Here is a 16,019-nt window from a genome sequence, read left to right as displayed (position 1 = left end):
GTCATTCGGCGCGGGCCGCAGGTTTTGGTAGGGACTACCCGGCAAGCACATGACGCGTCGTTCGCGCGTCTTTGGTTTATGCAACCGGTTGCATAGTTCGAGGGCGATTTTAAGGGGGCGTTGCCCACCATGCAACTGGTTGCATAGTCTAAATAGAGTCCCTACACTGCCGGACATGCCGCTTGCCCACGCCCTGATGACCTCGTTGCTGGAGAAATCGTCCTCCGGATACGACCTTGCTCGCCGTTTCGACAAGTCGATCGGCTTTTTCTGGCATGCCAGCCATCAACAAATCTACCGCGAACTGGCGCGTATGGAGGCGTCCGGCTGGATCGATTCGATGGCTGCGCCGGATGGCGGGCGCACGCGCAAGCGCGTCTACCGCGTGCTCGACGCCGGGCGCGATGAATTGCTCAACTGGGCCGCCACCCCCACGGCCCCCGCCGATCTGCGCGACGATCTGATGGTGCGACTGCGTGCCGATGCCGCCATCGGGCCGCTCGGCCTGCAGCCGGAATTGCAGCGGCGCGCGGCACTCCACGCCCAAAAGCTCGCTGCCTACCAGGCCATCGAAGCGCGCGACTTTCCCCCGGACGAGGCGCTAACGCGCGCCGCCACACTGCAACGGCACATTCTGTTACTTGGCGTGCGGTATGAGCAAGGCTGGCTCGACTGGACGCGCGAGGCGCTGGCCCTGCTGGAAAAATGGGATGGCGTGGCACCCGCCGATGCGCCTTCCGCCTGACAAGACGCGGCGTGAGCCTACGCGCTTGGGGAGCGGATAAGTTTTATCGGTCTGCAGCATCCCGCCGCTTCGCGCCACGTTTCGGCCAATGTCGCACCCCGTGTCCCCACTTCGTCCGCCGTCATCCCGTCTTGCCGTGTTTCGTCCCGTCTCGTCCCATTTTTCTGTCAACGCGCCGGGCACGTGGCGCGTTTAACGAAGGAATCGACGCATGGCTTACCGGCCCTGCGTTACTGTCCTATGCCCCACCTCAGGCTCTCATGGCGTTCTCTTTCAAGTTTTCCCGGCTGAGCGGCCGTGCCCACACCCTGGCGACGCTTTCGGTCGTGGTCGCCGCGATGCTCCCGCTCTCGCCCGCGCATGCCGGCACCGTCATCGTGCTCGATTCCGGCGCAGCCCAGCTTTCCCTCATCGATCAGGCGTCGCACAAAGTCGTCGGCACCATGCCGACGGGCAAGGAGCCGCATCACCTGATGATCACCCCCGACAAGCGTTCGTTGATCGTCGCGAATTCGGTCTCGAACAGCCTGATGTTCCTCGATCCGAACACCGGCAAGCTGCAACGTCAGATCGCGGACATCGAAGACCCGTATCAGCTCGCGTTCTCGCCCGACCGCAAATGGTTCGTCACGACGGCACTGCGCCTTGACCGTCTCGACGTGTACCACTATGACGGCCAGAACTTCTCGATCGCCAAGCGCATTCCGCTGGCCAAGACACCCAGCCATATGACCTTCACATCGGACAGCAAGACCGTGTTCGTGACGGTGCAGGACACGGGCGAGCTGGCCGCCATCGACCTTGCGACGCAAACGGTGAAGTGGCGCATGGCGCTTGGCAAGACGCCTGCGGGGCTCTGGATGACACCGGGCGACAAGTACCTGCTCGTCGGCATGACGGGGGAAGACGATGTGGCCGTGGTCGACTGGCGCACGCAGAAGATCGTCAAACGCATTCCGACGGGACGCGGCGCGCACAACTTCCGCTCGCTCGCCGATGGCCGTCACATCGCCGTGAGCAACCGTGTCGAGAGCACGATCAGCATTCTCGATTACGAGTCGCTGACCAAGGTGGGCGATATCACCGGCCTGATGCCAGGGCCGGATGATATGGAATTGTCCGCCGACAAGCGTTATCTTTGGGTGACATTCCGGTTTGCGCGTCATGTGGGGGTGATCGACCTGACGACGCGCAAACTCATCGACCGAATTGCCGTCAATCGATCGCCGCATGGTATTTTCTTTGCTGATCGCGCGCCCGTACTTTCGCCGAATCCGGACTGACGAGACCCCAGATGATTCAGGAAGCCATCAACTTCGTAGACAGCGGCATCGCCGCTGCGCAGACGCTCGTCTACGTCGATGGGGTGCAGCCGCTGCTGTTCCACTTCAACCTGATGGGCTACGCCGACGATATCTATGACGCCTTGTATTGGGTGCTCGTCGGAGTCTTCCAGATCGGCGTAACGTATGCCCTGCTGCGTCCGCTCGAGGCGTTGCGTCCGGTCGAGCAGTGGCAGGATCGCCGCCAGGTGCGCGCCGACGTGATCTACACGTGGATCGCCAAGCTCGGCATTCTCAATCTGCTCTTCTTCATGGTGCTGCAACCGGTCTTTAACGCGCTGCAGAGCCAGATGGTGATCCACGGGCTGCCGAACGTCCAGTTGGACGGCTTGTACCCGGGCGTGACGGATCAACCGCTCGTGACGTTCCTGCTCTACCTGATCGTGCTCGACTTCGCGGGCTACTGGTACCACCGCTGGCAGCATCGCTTCGGCGTCTGGTGGGAACTGCACGCGGTGCACCACAGCCAGCAACAGATGTCGATGTGGACGGACGACCGCAACCACTTCCTCGACAACATGCTGCAAGCCGCCTTCTTTGCGTCGATTGCGCTGTTCATCGGCGTGCAACCCGCGCAATACGTCGTGCTCGTGGCTGTGGGGAATTTCTTGCAGAGTGTTCAGCACGTGAATGCACGGCTACCGTACGGCCCGGTGCTCGAACGTCTGATCGTGAGCCCGACGTTTCACCGTCGTCATCACGCCATCGGCTACGGGCACGAAGGCACTCGGTACGGCTGCAACTTCGGCGTGCTGGTTCCCTGGTGGGACGTGGTATTCCGTACCGCCTCCTGGGAACGCGCCGTGGAGCCGACCGGCATTCGCGACCAACTCCCCGCCCCCGAAGGCCGTTCGCGCCGGTATGGGATGGGCGTGATAGCGCAACAACTGCGCGCCTTCGGACGTATCGCGAGACGCCTTACCCTGCGTCGCCCCGCCTTGCGCGCCGACGCTTCCTGACCGGACGCGCCCGCCTCAGCGCGGGCACGGTTCAGGAGACGGCGTTGATCTGGATGTGATAAATGCCCCACGGGCAAAGCGCGAACTGCTCCCTGAGGGGTTTGCCCGCCAGCATGGGGATCGCGGCCGGGTCGTAGACGGCCCACAGCGGCCCCAAACCACCGAGCGCAAGCGGCTTGTCGTCAAGATGCGTGGCGAGCAGAAAGCGATACTCTCGCACCTGCGCCAGCGTGGTCGCGACAATGTACCCGTCGATGGCGCGCAACAAGACCTGCGTCGCCGGATTGGCGGGTACGCCCGCCTGCGCCAGGACGTCGATCAGGCGTGGTCCGTGCAGGGTGTGCGGCCGGGCATCGTATTCCAGCGTCGGACGGATGGTCTGCGCGGGCAGGCGCGTCAACATGCCGAAGTCGAACGCATACGCGGCGTCGAATTTCACCAGTTGCTTGTGAAAGAGCTGATCGAGCGCTGGATCGACAGGCCCACGGTTGTGATGCCCGATAGCGCCGCTGATGGTGACCAGCGATGTCGTAGCCGCTGATCCCGGCATTGCAGCCGTCTTGGCGAACAACGGCGCAGACGCGCCGACTGCCGCGGCACCGGCAAGAAACTCTCTTTTCTTCATGGACGTTGACGAAAGCGATGGCGAATGCCGGCAGGTGCGCCGAAGCATTGCACGAGCGTATCACGAGCGAACAGCCCGGTGGCACGTCGCCTGCTTCTTCGTGCACTCGATCATGAACTTCCATCGCCCGTCACGATAAAGACGCAAGCACCCTCGCTGGGAGCGACATGATCGTCTTCAATTACGGTGCGCTCTGTGACGTCTCGGTGCTCGGTACGAGAAGGGTCGGCTCCTGATCGGTCGGCATCTGCGCCAGCTCTTCGACAGTGAGCCGCGCATAGACCTCGATCAGATAGCCACTGGGATCGCGCAGCCACAATTCGTGCAGCGGGGTGCCGCGCCACGTTGTGCGCGGAGGCTTGACAATGGGCGCCCCAGCGGCCAGCGCGGCATGATACGCGGCGATCACTTGTGCCTTCCCCGCCACACCCAACCCCAGGTGATAGAGGCTGTAGGTATCCAACGGTTTCTGACTATCGTTGACCAGCAGTACCAGGTTCAGATGCAAATCCGGCAATAGGAACGTGCTGTATCGCGGCGTGGTGTCTTTGGGCGAGACAGTGAATAACGCAGCGTAAAAGGCCGTGCTCGCAGCCAGATCGGCTACGCGCAGGCTCAGGTGGAATTCTTGCGCTTGTGGGAAAGCGGTGGAATCGACCATCAGGTTGTCTCCGCAATGTGTCCTGCAACTTTCATACTGTCGGAAGCCTTTTGAGGCGCTCGTCAAAATACCCTTTCGGCTGCGAACTGCGCGATGTTCAGACCAAACCCCGGCATCTTCCCGTGCGTCAGGAAAAACAAGTCCCGGTAGCTCATCTTCAGCCGATACGGAACTCGCCCCATTTTCAGCACATCGTCGTGGCCACCAAACCAGCTGTTAGAGCGCACGTAGAACGCCCGGCCCTCGCCCATGTCGCCAATGCAAAAGGTGACCGGACGAAGTGCCTGGTTGGCCTCCTCGGCGTCCATGCGGCCCATGTCGAGCGCGATCTGTCGTCCGACGATTTCGGCTTGCTGGTGCCCGATGCCGCCGATCTTGGGCACGGTTACCGATGCGCAGTCGCCAGCGGCAAGAATTTCGGGGTGTTCTGGATTGCGCATCAGCAGATTAGTCCGCACGAAACCCCGACTGTCGCAGATCGGCAGATCCCGCAGACACTCATGCGACACCCAGTCGGGCAGGATTAACTTGATTTCCGCCGCAAGCGTCTCCCCTGTGTTGAACTCGATGCCCTCAGCGGTAAGCCGGGCAATGTCGGGCATGTTGTTGCGGTAGTGGATGCCCATCGCGTGGGTCATCCGCAGGAAGGCCTCGACGTTCTTGACACCTGCGTCCGCCGCGATCACCTCATCAGGCGTGAAGACGGTGATCTTTTCCGGGGTTCCCCTGCCGGTGCGCGTGAGCCAACTCGCCATCGCTGTCGTCATCTCCAGGATAGGCCCCTCGCACGCCGCCTTCAGATAGGGAATGCTGCCGCCCGGATAGGGTTGCAGGCCCTCGGCGCCATCGCCCTGGTGAAAGTGCGCCGCACCAATCACGATAGGCCCACCGCGGTAGCCGCCCTCGAACAGATACCGACGAAGGCGCTCACCGTGAAACAGGTCCGAGACGGTATGCCCGTGCTCGGCAAAGCCGGGCAGGCGGTCATAGGCCAGATGGGCACCCAAGGCAACCACGAGGTAGTCGTAGTGCAACGACTCGGAGGCTTCGCCCGGGCGCTCGAACGGAAGAAAGTGGACCATTCTGGCGTCGATATCCACGCGTTGCACCAGCGCCTGGATGAAGTGGATGTCGTCTCCCGCCAGCGCTGGCCGCAATTGCATGCGCTGGTGCAGCGACGGATCGCGATTTTCGAACACGTCGGTGGGGATATTGGGCACGAATAGGAGATAGTCCTTGCGGTCGATCACCGTGATGTCCACGCTCTCACCCGCGTATTCACGGATTTTCTGCGCGCTGGAAAGTCCGGCGAAATTGCCGCCGAGGACAAGCACATGTGGCTTGGTCGCGGTGTTCATAAGCATGTCTCCAGCGCGCAGCGCAGTGAATTCGGACAGTCCAGGGCAAGCGCCACCCACGCGCCAGATCGTGACGTTGCCCCACGCCTTGGCAGCCGTCGCAGCGGTGTCACCTCGTTCGCGCGCTTCCATCCCCCTAAAAGCCTATCGGTATCGTCGGCGGGGGCATTGATGCGAATCAATCACACGCGAACTGATATGCGACGTGCGGGGCGACGCACGCGACATCAGGCGCTGCCCGATCAACATGAATAAAATTAACGTCAATCTAAAATAAGACCATTTTCATTCATGAAACGAAACCTCTATGATCGTCGTCACGATTTCCTTCATCTGGCGGCTAGCGTCACAAGAGAACATGGCAACGACACACAACCTGGGATTTCCGCGCATCGGCGCGAAGCGTGAACTGAAGTTCGGTCTGGAAGCGTATTGGAAGGGGCAATCGACGCGCGACGACCTGACCGCGCTCGGCGCGTCGCTGCGCCGGCGTCACTGGCAGGACCAGGCCGCCCTGGATCTGGCCCCCGTCGGGGATTTCTCCTACTACGATCAAGTCCTCGACATGAGCTTCACGCTGGGCAACCTGCCTGAGCGTGTCCAAGGCTTCCACGGCGACGCGCTCGACAACTACTTCCGCGTCGCCCGTGGACGATCCGCCCACAGCGCCGAGGCGCACGACGCCTGCTGCGGCGGCGTCGCCGCCGGTGAAATGACCAAGTGGTTCGACACGAACTATCACTACATCGTCCCGGAATTCTCCGCGGCCACAACCTTTGCGCTCGACGCATCGCGTCTGGTCGAACAACTCACGCAGGCCCGCTCGGCCGGGGTGAAGACCAAGCCCGTCATTCTCGGCCCGGTCACGTACCTGTGGCTCGGCAAAGCCAAGGACGACAGCGACAAGCTGGCCCTGCTCCCGCGCCTGCTGCCGGTCTACGTGAAGCTGCTCGAGACGCTCGCCGCGCAGGGCGTGGCATGGGTGCAGATCGACGAGCCGATCCTGGTCACCGAACTGAGCGCCGAATGGCAGCAGGCCTTCGAGACGGCCTACGCCGCGCTCGCCGCCGCCCCGGTCAAGCGCCTGCTCGCCACGTACTTCGGCGAACTGCAGGAGAACCTGCCGCTGGCCTGCGGATTGCCCGTCGACGGCCTGCATCTGGATGCCGTGAATGCCCAAAGCGAAGTCGCCAAGGTTATCGACGCCCTGCCCCCGGATGCAGTCGTGTCGCTTGGTGTGGTCAGCGGCCGCAACATCTGGAAGACCGACCTGACCGCCGTGCTCGACTGGCTGGAGCCGGTCGCCCAGGCATTAGGCGATCGCCTGTGGGTCGCACCGTCGTGCTCGCTACTGCATGTGCCGGTGGATTTGGACAGCGAGCAGAACCTCGATGCCGAAATCCGATCATGGCTGGTGTTCGCCAAGCAGAAGCTCGCCGAAGTGACGGTCGTGGCGCGCGCCATCAACGAAGGCCGCGACGCCTTGCGCGCCGAGCTCGCCGCCAATGCCGCCGCCATCGCCAGCCGTCGCGCCTCGCCGCGCGTCCACAATCCGGCCGTCAAGGCTGCGGTGGCAAAGATCGAAGCGTCGCTGGGCCGTCGTCAGCACCCGTACGCCGTGCGCGCCGAGAAGCAAGCCGCCGCGCTGAACCTGCCGAGTTATCCGACCACGACGATCGGCTCGTTCCCGCAAACGTCCGAAATCCGTGCTGCGCGCCGCCAGTTCAAGGCCGGCGAACTGGATCAGTCCGGTTATGTCGCCGCGATGCAGGCCGAAATCGCCCGCAGCGTGCGCGAACAGGAGGCCCTTGGTCTCGACGTGCTCGTGCACGGGGAAGCGGAGCGTAACGACATGGTCGAGTATTTCGGCGAGCAGCTTGACGGCTACGCCTTCAGTCAGTTCGGCTGGGTGCAGTCATACGGGTCGCGTTGCGTGAAGCCGCCCATCATGTTCGGGGATATCCGCCGCCCGAAGGCCATGACCGTCGAGTGGATCCGGTACGCGCAATCGCTGACCCGCAAACCGATGAAGGGCATGCTGACCGGGCCGGTCACGATCCTGAACTGGTCTTTCGTGCGCGACGATCAGCCCCGCTCGGTGTCGTGCTACCAACTGGCGCTGGCGATTCGCGAGGAAGTGCTGGATCTGGAGCGAGCGGGCGTGCGCGTGATCCAGATCGACGAGGCAGCCCTGCGCGAAGGCCTGCCGCTGCGCCGTGCGCAATGGCAAACGTATCTGGACTGGGCCGTCGAGTCGTTCCGCATCACCGCGAACGGCGTGCAGGACGACACCCAGATCCACACGCATATGTGCTATTCGGAGTTCAACGACATCATCGCCTCCATCGCCGACATGGATGCCGATGTCATCACCATCGAGACATCGCGCTCCGACATGGAACTGCTGGATGCCTTCGATTCGTTCCAATACCCGAACGAAATCGGACCGGGCGTCTACGACATCCACTCGCCGAATATCCCGACGCAGGCGCACATCGTGTCGCTCATGCGCAAGGCGGCCGAGCGCATTCCGGCCTCGCGTCTGTGGGTCAACCCGGACTGCGGCCTGAAGACGCGCCAGTGGGCGGAAGTGATTCCGGCACTGCAAAACATGGTGGCGGCCGCAAAGACACTGCGCGCTCAGTAAGCGGCCTCCCGGCGAAAGGGTTCGAGAGGGTCCGGTCTGCCGGCCGACAACCATTTCGAACGCATGGGCCGGCACTCGCCGGCCCGCTGACGTTGGGTCGCCGTATTTGTCTCCCGATCCGCTGTGAAACGACGCCAACCGGCCTCAGCGATGCCGCACGACTAAGCCGATGCGGTCCCGTCATGGCGAGGTTACGTGAAAAAACCTTGCTAAGTCATTGATTAGCTATTGGTTTGCATGGCATAGTCGCGCGGACGCACCTCGTCGCGGACTAAGTTTCTCCTAATTCTCGCGCGCTATCGTGCGCCCGTGCCGTCCTGCGTGACGAGCGGGGTATCAGGCGTTCGTCTGCGTGGCGACGTCGGGAAGCGTTCGGAAAACCATGCGGATATTGCTCGTAGAAGACGACACCATGATCGGTGAGGCCATGATGCAGGCGCTCAAGGACGCCTCTTATGCGGCCGACTGGTGTCGTGACGGCGACGCCGCCCTGGCGGCGCTGGCCGCGCACAGCTACGACCTCATGCTGCTCGACCTCGGGCTGCCCGGGCGAGACGGCTGGGAGGTGCTGCGGGCGCACCGCACGGCGGGAGGTCGCACGCCCATCATCGTGGTGACGGCCCGCGACGGTGCCGACGACATTATCCACGGGCTTGATCTGGGCGCCGACGACTTCGTCGTGAAGCCGTTCGAAGTGGGCGAGTTGCTTGCGCGCATGCGCGCCGTGATCCGCCGGCAGGCGGGCGTTGCCGCACCGGTGCTCACGAACGGCGCGCTGGTTCTCGACCCCGCCACCCACCAGGCCAGTTACGGCGAGAACCAGTGTGTGCTCTCGGCACGCGAATACGCCCTGCTGCACGCGCTGATGCTGCGCCCGGGCACGATCCTCTCGCGCGACGCGCTGGAGCACCGCCTCTATGGGTGGGGCGAAGAGATCGAAAGCAACATGATCGACTTCCTGATCCATTCCATTCGCAAGAAGCTCGGGGCGGACGTCATCCGCAATATCCGTGGTGCGGGCTGGCTGGTGCCCAAGCCATGATCATGATGCGTTCGCTGCAGTCGCGACTGGTGGTCACGCTCTCGGCCTGTGCGCTGGGACTGGCCATCGTCGCGGGCTTCGTCTCCTACGCGGCGGCCTTTCGCGAGGCCTACCGTTTCCAGGACGATCAACTGCTGCAACTCGCCGCGCTCGTCGACACCCGCAATCTCGCCGAGGCCGACAGCGCCATGCATGGCCTGCCGGTCGAGGACCACGACTACCGTCTCACGGTACAGCGGCTCGGCGGCAGCTTCCCGGTCACGCTGGCCGACGGTTTTCACACGGTCAATACGGGCGACCACACCTGGCGCGCCTTCGTGCGCACTATCGAGCCGGAGCTGCGTATCGTTGTCGCCCAGCCAACGGAAGGACGCAACGAGATTGCGCGTAACAGCGGCCTGCGCACCGCGCTGCCCTTCGTGGGGTTCGTGCCGCTGCTCATCGGTGCCATCGTCGTGACGGTGCGCCGCGCATGGCGGCCGGTGCAGCGGCTGGCCGACGATGTCGACATTCGGCGCGATACCGATTTGCGCGGCCTCGACGCGCAAGACGCGCCCACAGAAATCGAGCCGTTCATCGTGTCGATCAATCGTCTGCTGGCGCGACTCGCCAAGGCGCTCGACGAGCAGCGCCGGTTTGTGGCCGACGCCGCGCACGAATTGCGCTCGCCGGTGACCGCCCTGGTGATTCAGTCCGAGAACCTCGACCGGGCACTCGACCCGGTGCCCCTCGATACCGAGACGCGCAACCGCCTGACCAAGCTCAAGAGCGGGCTGCGCCGCACGCGGGCGCTGCTCGAACAGTTGCTGACCCTCGCGCGAGCCCAGAGCGCCCCGACGGTCACCGCCACGCCGCTCACGCTGCTGCCCGCCGTGCACGAAGCGCTCGAAGACGTCTTCGTGCTGGCGGACCGCAAGCAGATCGTGCTCGACCTGGTCGATACGTCTCAGGCGGCGCCCGGGCGCCCCAATCTGCGCGTGACGGGATCGAAACGCGATATTGTCACGCTGCTGAGCAATCTTGTCGGCAATGCCGTGCGCTATACGCCGGCGGGCGGCAGTGTCGGCGTGCGCCTGTCGGCCACGGCGGCCGAGGTGGTCATCGACGTGATCGACTCGGGGCCAGGCATCGACGCCGACAAGCGCGAGCGCGTATTCGATGCGTTCTACCGCGCGAGCGACCAACGCGAGGCCCGCGATCACGGCGGCGAAGGCACGGGCCTGGGCCTCGCCATCGTGCGCGCGATCGTCGACCGCCTCGGCGGTCGGGTGACGCTGGCGGATGCCAGTCCGACTCCGCCGCGCGGCTTGCATGTGCGTGTGACGCTGCCTAACCCCGATGCCGCCGACAACACCGGCGCCTGAACGTCATGCGCCTTATTCACGACACTTACCTCATTCAACAAGACCGGAAACCTCCCATTCATGTCCATACGCCCTCAACGTGACGCCGGGCTGGAACCCTGGCCGATCTCTCCCGCCGCCCTGCTCTGGCTGCTGGCCACATTCGCGCTGGTCTGGTTCGGCGTATTGAACCTGCGCCATCTGGTGCCTAGCGACGAAGGCCGCTACGCCGAGATGGCGCGCGAAATGCTGGCGACCGGCGATTGGGTCACCCCGCGCTACAACGGCTATCTATACTTCGAGAAACCGCCGCTCCAGACTTGGATGAACGCGCTGACGTTCATGATCTTCGGACTGGGCGACTGGCAGGCCCGTCTGTGGACCGCATTGACCGGTTTCGGCGGCGTGCTGCTCGTCGGTTATACCGGCCGTCGGGTGTTCGGCGCGCGCGCGGGCTTCTTTGCCGCGCTGGCGCTGGCAAGTGCCCCGCTGTGGAGCCTGCTCGGCCACTTCAACGTGCTCGATATGGGCGTGTCGTTCATGATGGGGCTGGCGCTGTGCTCGCTGCTGCTGGCGCAACGCCCCGGGCTCACCGACACGCAGGTCCGCAACTGGATGTGGCTGTGCTGGGCGGCGATGGGCGTGTCGATCCTGAGCAAGGGGCTGATCGGCGTGGTGTTGCCCGGTGCGGTCCTCATCATCTACACGCTGATTTCACGCGACTGGGCCCTGTGGAAGCGTCTGCACCTTGCGAGCGGCCTGATCGTGATGTTCGCCGTCACCGTGCCGTGGTTCGCCGCGGTCATGGCGCGCAACCCGTCGTTCTTCGAATTCTTCTTCATCAACGAGCACTTCAACCGCTTCCTGAAGCCCGATCACCATCGTCCCGGCGCGCTGTGGTACTTCGTGCCGGTGCTGATCATCGGCTTCCTGCCGTGGCTGTCGATGATTCCGCGCGTCGTGTCGGCGTCGCGCGCTGCACCGCGTCAGGCCAATGGGTTCCGTCCGGTACTGATGCTCACGGTCTGGGCCGTGTTCATCTTCTGCTTCTTCTCGGTGTCGCACTCGAAACTGCTGTCGTACGTGCTGCCGGTCGCGCCGGCCCTGGCACTGCTGATCGGGCTGGGGCTCGCGGGCATCTCGCGCGAGTCGCTGCGCAAGCACCTCGTCGTGTCCGCCGTGCTGTTCGTGGCGACGATCGTGACGTGCCTGGTCTTTCTCTCCCATCACTCCGATAGTCGCAACCCGGTCGAAGCCTACCGCACCTTCTCGTACTACCTTTACGCCGCCAGCGTCGCCGGACTGATCGGCCTCGCCATCGCGCGCTGGCTGAGCACGCGCAGCACGAAGCAGGCGCTCGTCGCCTTTGCCGGCGCGTGGCTGGCGTTTGCGATGATCGGCGGTTCCGGGCATGAAGCCTTCGGGCGCAGCAGCTCCGGGATCGATCTGGTGCCGGCCGTGCGTGCGGAAATGGATCGCCTGGGACCGGACACGCCGTTCTACTCCGTCGGCACGCTCGACCACACGATGCCGTTCTACCTGCGTCACACCATGATCATGGTGGCGGTGCAGGACGAACTCGAATTCGGCATCTCGCAAGCGCCGGATAGCTGGATCCCGACGCTCAACAAGTTTGCCGACGTCTGGATGGCGGCGCCCAAGGCGCTTGCGCTGGTCGACCCGCAAAAGTTCACCGTGCTCGAGACGCTCGGTCTGCCGATGAAGGTCATCGCGCGCGACAACCGTCGCGTCATCATCGAGAAGCCGACGACCGACACACCGCCCGCCGCCAACTGAGCGCGGCCGCGCCGAGACAGGAATGGCTGGGGGACGCGTTGCCCCCAGCCATTTTTTTTGCGCGCCTCGTTGAAAGCGCAACACACCGTAATATGCCACGCCCCTCGTCGTGACCACGCACAGCGCCTTGTTGGACAAGGCTGTGCGGCCGGTGCCGAGATTTCTGTCGATTTCGCCACTTTCGCGCCATTTTGGCGTTGGGGGTGCGCCCCTACCATGGCGACATTCCTTCCGGGACCGGTGCCGCGCCATGGCGCACGCGCTCCGGACGGCCCTTGCCCCGTAAGTCTGCGACTGCGCCCGAGCGCGTCTGAACCATGTGGATTGTCAACGTTGCGCTCAAGCGGCCCTACACGTTCATCGTGATGGCCATCCTGATCCTGCTCGCTACGCCGCTCGCGCTCATGCGCACACCGGTCGACGTGCTGCCGGAGATCAACATTCCCGTCATCAGCGTCATCTGGACCTATAACGGCCTGGCAGCACAGGATGTCGCCAACCGGATCATCTCCGGCAACGAACGCGGACTGACGACCACCGTCAACAATATCGAGCACATCGAGTCGCAATCGCTGCCCGGCATCGGCATCATCAAGATCTTCCTCCAGCCGACGGCGAACCTCCAGACGGCCATCGCCCAGGTCGTAGCGATCGAGCAGGCGCAGGTCAAGCAGATGCCGCCGGGCGCCACGCCGCCGCTCATCATCAGCTACTCGGCCTCGTCGATTCCGGTAATGCAGCTCGGCTTGTCGAGCCCCAGCCTGTCGGAACCCGCGCTCAACGACACGGCGCTCAATTTCCTGCGGCCGCAGTTGGTGACGATCCCGGGGGCCGCCGTGCCCTATCCGTACGGGGGCAAGACGCGGCTGATCTCCGTGGACATCGACACGCGCGCCTTGCTCGCCAAGGGATTGACGGCGCAGGACGTGGTGGCTGCCGTCAACGCCCAGAACCTGATCCTGCCGACCGGCACAACGAAGATCGGCCCGCGTGAGTACAGCGTCGACATGAACGGGTCGCCGGCCACGGTCGAGGGCCTGAACAACATCCCGGTGCGTACGGTAAACGGCGCCACGACCTATCTGCGCGAAGTCGCGCACGTGCGCACCGGCTTCTCGCCGCAGACGAACATCGTGCGCCAGAACGGCCAGCGCGGCGTGCTGATGTCGGTCATGAAGACGGGCGATGCCTCCACGCTGTCGGTGGTCGACTCGCTCAAGGCCCTGCTGCCCGAAGCCCGCGCCGCGCTGCCGCCGGATCTGCACATCTCCGCGCTGTTCGATCAGTCGGTGTTCGTGAAGGCAGCGGTGCAAGGGGTGATTCGCGAAGCGCTGATCGCCGCCGCGCTCACGGCCGCCATGATCCTGCTGTTCCTCGGCAACTGGCGCAGCACCTGCATCATTGCCATCTCGATCCCGCTCTCGATTCTGTCGTCGCTGCTCGCGCTGCATGCGCTCGGTCAAACGATCAACATCATGACGCTGGGCGGATTGGCGCTGGCCGTGGGGATCCTGGTCGACGACGCGACGGTGACCATCGAGAACATCGAGCGCCATCTGCATATGGGCACGCCGCTGCACCAGGCCATTCTCGACGGTGCGGGCGAAATTGCCGTGCCTGCCCTGGTCTCGACGCTATGCATCTGTATCGTGTTCGTGCCGATGTTCTTCCTGACGGGGGTGGCGCGCTACCTGTTCGTGCCGCTCGCCGAGGCGGTCGTGTTTGCGATGCTGGCCTCATACCTGTTGTCGCGCACGCTGGTGCCCACGCTCGCGATGCTGCTCATGGGACACGCCCGCGCGGCCGATCCGAACGCGGCGCCCGGGGCGTTCCGGCGCGTCTATCTGCGCTTCGACGCCGCCTTCGAGCGCATGCGCGCCGCCTACATCGCCGTGCTCTCGATGCTGCTGGTACGCCGGCGCGTATTCGCCACGGGTTTCCTGGCGTTCTGCGTGCTGTCGATGGGGCTGGTGTTCGCGTTGGGGGCGGATTTCTTCCCGAGCGTGGACGCGGGCAACATCCGGTTGCACATGCGCGCGCCCACCGGCACGCGCATCGAGGAAACGGCGCGTCTGGCCGATGAAGTCGAAAAGGTCGTGCGCGAGATCGTGCCCGCCAACGAACTCGAAACGATTCTCGACAACCTGGGCCTGCCCTACAGCGGTATCAATCTCTCGTACAGCAACGCGGGCACCATTGGCACGCTCGACGGCGAAATTCAGATCGCGCTCACCCCCGACCATCACCCGAGCACAGGCTATATCGACAAGCTTCGTGCGGTGCTGCCGCAGCGCTTCCCCGGCGTCGAGTTCTTTTTTCAACCGGCCGACATCGTCACGCAGATTCTCAACTTCGGGCTGCCCGCGGCCATCGACATTCAGATCAGCGGCGCTCGACAACTGGCGAATTTCGACGCCGCGACGAAGCTCCTCAAGCAGGTGCGACAGGTGCCCGGCACCGTCGACACGCATATCCAGCAACGGATCAACGCGCCGACGATCCACCTGAACATGGACCGCACGCGCTTGCAGCAGCTGAACCTGAACGCCAACGCCGTCGCCCAGAACGTGCTGATCTCGCTCTCCGGCAGCTCGCAGACGTCGCCGGGCTTCTGGTTCAATCCGCAGAACGGCGTGGAGTACAGCCTGTCGGTGCAATCGCCGCAGTACCGTATCAGCTCCCTCGACGACTTGCTGCGTCTGCCGGTGGCGGGCACGACCAACAACGGCCAGCCGCAACTGCTCGCCAACTTCGTGACGGTTGAGCCGACGCAGCGCTTCGCGGTGGTCAGCCACTACAACATCCGGCCGGTGATCGACATCTTCGTGAGCGTGGAAGGCCGGGACCTGGGAAGCGTCGCGCGCGATATCGACCGGCTCGTGGCCCAGGCGCGCACGGACTTGCCGCGCGGCAGCCAGATCACGGTACGCGGCCAGGTCAGCACGATGCAAAGCTCGTACCTTGGGCTGGGCCTGGGCGTGGCGATGGCCATCGTGCTCGTCTATTTACTGATCGTGGTGAATTTCCAGTCGTGGGTCGATCCGCTCATCATCGTGAGTGCCCTGCCCGCCGCCCTCGCGGGCATCGTCTGGATGCTGTTCCTGACCGGCACACGGCTCTCGGTGCCCGCGCTCACGGGGGCCATCATGACGATGGGCGTGGCCACGGCCAACAGCATTCTCGTGGTGGCCTTCGCACGCCAGCGCATGGAAGCGGGCATGGCGCCACTCAAAGCGGCGCTCGAAGCCGGGGCGAGCCGAATCCGTCCGGTGTTGATGACGGCGCTCGCCATGATGATCGGCATGGTGCCGATGGCCCTCGGTCTCGGCGAAGGTGCCGAGCAGAACGCGCCGTTGGGCCGCGCGGTGATCGGCGGCCTGCTGTTTGCCACGGTCTCGACGCTCTTCTTCGTGCCGCTGGTCTTCGCCGGCGTGCATACGCGACTCGCGCGACGCAAGGCACGCCGTGCCGAACCCAATACCCCATCCTGACGGGGGCC

11 protein-coding genes are annotated in these 16,019 nt (G+C 64.1%); 8 read left to right on the top strand and 3 right to left on the bottom strand.

What is annotated here, in order from left to right; all coding sequences use genetic code 11:
- The first annotated feature begins 175 nt into the window (after window positions 1-175).
- The 3 genes from OYT13_RS10815 (at window position 176) to OYT13_RS10805 (ending at window position 3,047) form a co-directional block, all read left to right on the top strand.
- Window positions 176-745 carry a PadR family transcriptional regulator gene (locus OYT13_RS10815; protein WP_017234369.1) on the top strand — a complete coding sequence of 190 codons (570 nt, stop codon included), beginning with the start codon at window positions 176-178 and terminating at the stop codon, window positions 743-745.
- A 338-nt stretch (window positions 746-1,083) separates the two neighbouring features.
- Window positions 1,084-2,028 carry a YVTN family beta-propeller repeat protein gene (locus OYT13_RS10810; protein WP_232424646.1) on the top strand — a complete coding sequence of 315 codons (945 nt, stop codon included), beginning with the start codon at window positions 1,084-1,086 and terminating at the stop codon, window positions 2,026-2,028.
- 11 nt (window positions 2,029-2,039) lie between these two features.
- Complete coding sequence (locus tag OYT13_RS10805) at window positions 2,040-3,047, top strand: sterol desaturase family protein (RefSeq protein WP_268567705.1); 1,008 nt, start codon at window positions 2,040-2,042, stop codon at window positions 3,045-3,047.
- 31 nt (window positions 3,048-3,078) lie between these two features.
- Here OYT13_RS10805 and OYT13_RS10800 read toward each other — a convergent pair whose 3' ends face one another.
- The 3 genes from OYT13_RS10800 to OYT13_RS10790 all read right to left on the bottom strand — a co-directional run bounded on the left by OYT13_RS10800 (window position 3,079) and on the right by OYT13_RS10790 (window position 5,691).
- Complete coding sequence (locus OYT13_RS10800) at window positions 3,079-3,672, bottom strand: molybdopterin-dependent oxidoreductase (RefSeq protein WP_268567704.1); 594 nt, start codon at window positions 3,670-3,672, stop codon at window positions 3,079-3,081.
- Window positions 3,673-3,853: 181 nt separating this feature from the next.
- Complete coding sequence (locus tag OYT13_RS10795) at window positions 3,854-4,333, bottom strand: VOC family protein (RefSeq protein WP_268567703.1); 480 nt, start codon at window positions 4,331-4,333, stop codon at window positions 3,854-3,856.
- A 62-nt stretch (window positions 4,334-4,395) separates the two neighbouring features.
- Window positions 4,396-5,691 carry an NAD(P)/FAD-dependent oxidoreductase gene (locus tag OYT13_RS10790; RefSeq protein ID WP_268567702.1) on the bottom strand — a complete coding sequence of 432 codons (1,296 nt, stop codon included), beginning with the start codon at window positions 5,689-5,691 and terminating at the stop codon, window positions 4,396-4,398.
- Window positions 5,692-6,049: 358 nt separating this feature from the next.
- On the opposite strand from OYT13_RS10790, the gene metE reads away from it, so the two are divergent.
- From metE to OYT13_RS10765, 5 genes are all read left to right on the top strand, one after another.
- Window positions 6,050-8,338, top strand: coding sequence for a 5-methyltetrahydropteroyltriglutamate--homocysteine S-methyltransferase (gene metE, locus OYT13_RS10785; RefSeq protein ID WP_268567701.1), 2,289 nt, complete (start codon window positions 6,050-6,052; stop codon window positions 8,336-8,338).
- A gap of 382 nt (window positions 8,339-8,720) precedes the next feature.
- Window positions 8,721-9,380: a response regulator transcription factor gene (locus OYT13_RS10780; protein WP_150608314.1), complete on the top strand. Its 660-nt coding sequence runs from the start codon at window positions 8,721-8,723 to the stop codon at window positions 9,378-9,380.
- Window positions 9,377-10,744, top strand: coding sequence for a sensor histidine kinase (locus tag OYT13_RS10775; protein WP_268567700.1), 1,368 nt, complete (start codon window positions 9,377-9,379; stop codon window positions 10,742-10,744). Before OYT13_RS10780 ends, OYT13_RS10775 begins: the two co-directional genes overlap by 4 nt.
- A 60-nt stretch (window positions 10,745-10,804) precedes the next feature.
- A complete protein-coding gene (locus OYT13_RS10770; RefSeq protein WP_268567699.1) occupies window positions 10,805-12,520 on the top strand; it encodes a glycosyltransferase family 39 protein in 1,716 nt (571 codons plus the stop codon).
- Window positions 12,521-12,837: 317 nt separating this feature from the next.
- A complete protein-coding gene (locus OYT13_RS10765; protein WP_150563883.1) occupies window positions 12,838-16,011 on the top strand; it encodes an efflux RND transporter permease subunit in 3,174 nt (1,057 codons plus the stop codon).
- Window positions 16,012-16,019: the final 8 nt, after the last annotated feature.

The organism is Pandoraea sp. XJJ-1 (genome assembly GCF_026802345.1).
GTDB classification, from domain to species: Bacteria; Pseudomonadota; Gammaproteobacteria; order Burkholderiales; family Burkholderiaceae; genus Pandoraea; species Pandoraea cepalis.
Note: the sequence above shows the minus strand (reverse complement) of the source record. Positions and strands in the feature narration are given on the sequence as shown.

Bases quoted from the DNA above. Each gene is read 5' to 3' on its own strand.
- OYT13_RS10815 (WP_017234369.1), top strand. From the start codon at position 176: ATGCCGCTTGCCCACGCCCTGATGACCTCGTTGCTGGAGAAATCGTCC.
- OYT13_RS10810 (WP_232424646.1), top strand. From the start codon at position 1,084: ATGCTCCCGCTCTCGCCCGCGCATGCCGGCACCGTCATCGTGCTCGAT.
- OYT13_RS10805 (WP_268567705.1), top strand. From the start codon at position 2,040: ATGATTCAGGAAGCCATCAACTTCGTAGACAGCGGCATCGCCGCTGCG.
- OYT13_RS10800 (WP_268567704.1), bottom strand. From the start codon at position 3,672: ATGAAGAAAAGAGAGTTTCTTGCCGGTGCCGCGGCAGTCGGCGCGTCT.
- OYT13_RS10795 (WP_268567703.1), bottom strand. From the start codon at position 4,333: ATGGTCGATTCCACCGCTTTCCCACAAGCGCAAGAATTCCACCTGAGC.
- OYT13_RS10790 (WP_268567702.1), bottom strand. From the start codon at position 5,691: ATGAACACCGCGACCAAGCCACATGTGCTTGTCCTCGGCGGCAATTTC.
- metE (WP_268567701.1), top strand. From the start codon at position 6,050: ATGGCAACGACACACAACCTGGGATTTCCGCGCATCGGCGCGAAGCGT.
- OYT13_RS10780 (WP_150608314.1), top strand. From the start codon at position 8,721: ATGCGGATATTGCTCGTAGAAGACGACACCATGATCGGTGAGGCCATG.
- OYT13_RS10775 (WP_268567700.1), top strand. From the start codon at position 9,377: ATGATCATGATGCGTTCGCTGCAGTCGCGACTGGTGGTCACGCTCTCG.
- OYT13_RS10770 (WP_268567699.1), top strand. From the start codon at position 10,805: ATGTCCATACGCCCTCAACGTGACGCCGGGCTGGAACCCTGGCCGATC.
- OYT13_RS10765 (WP_150563883.1), top strand. From the start codon at position 12,838: ATGTGGATTGTCAACGTTGCGCTCAAGCGGCCCTACACGTTCATCGTG.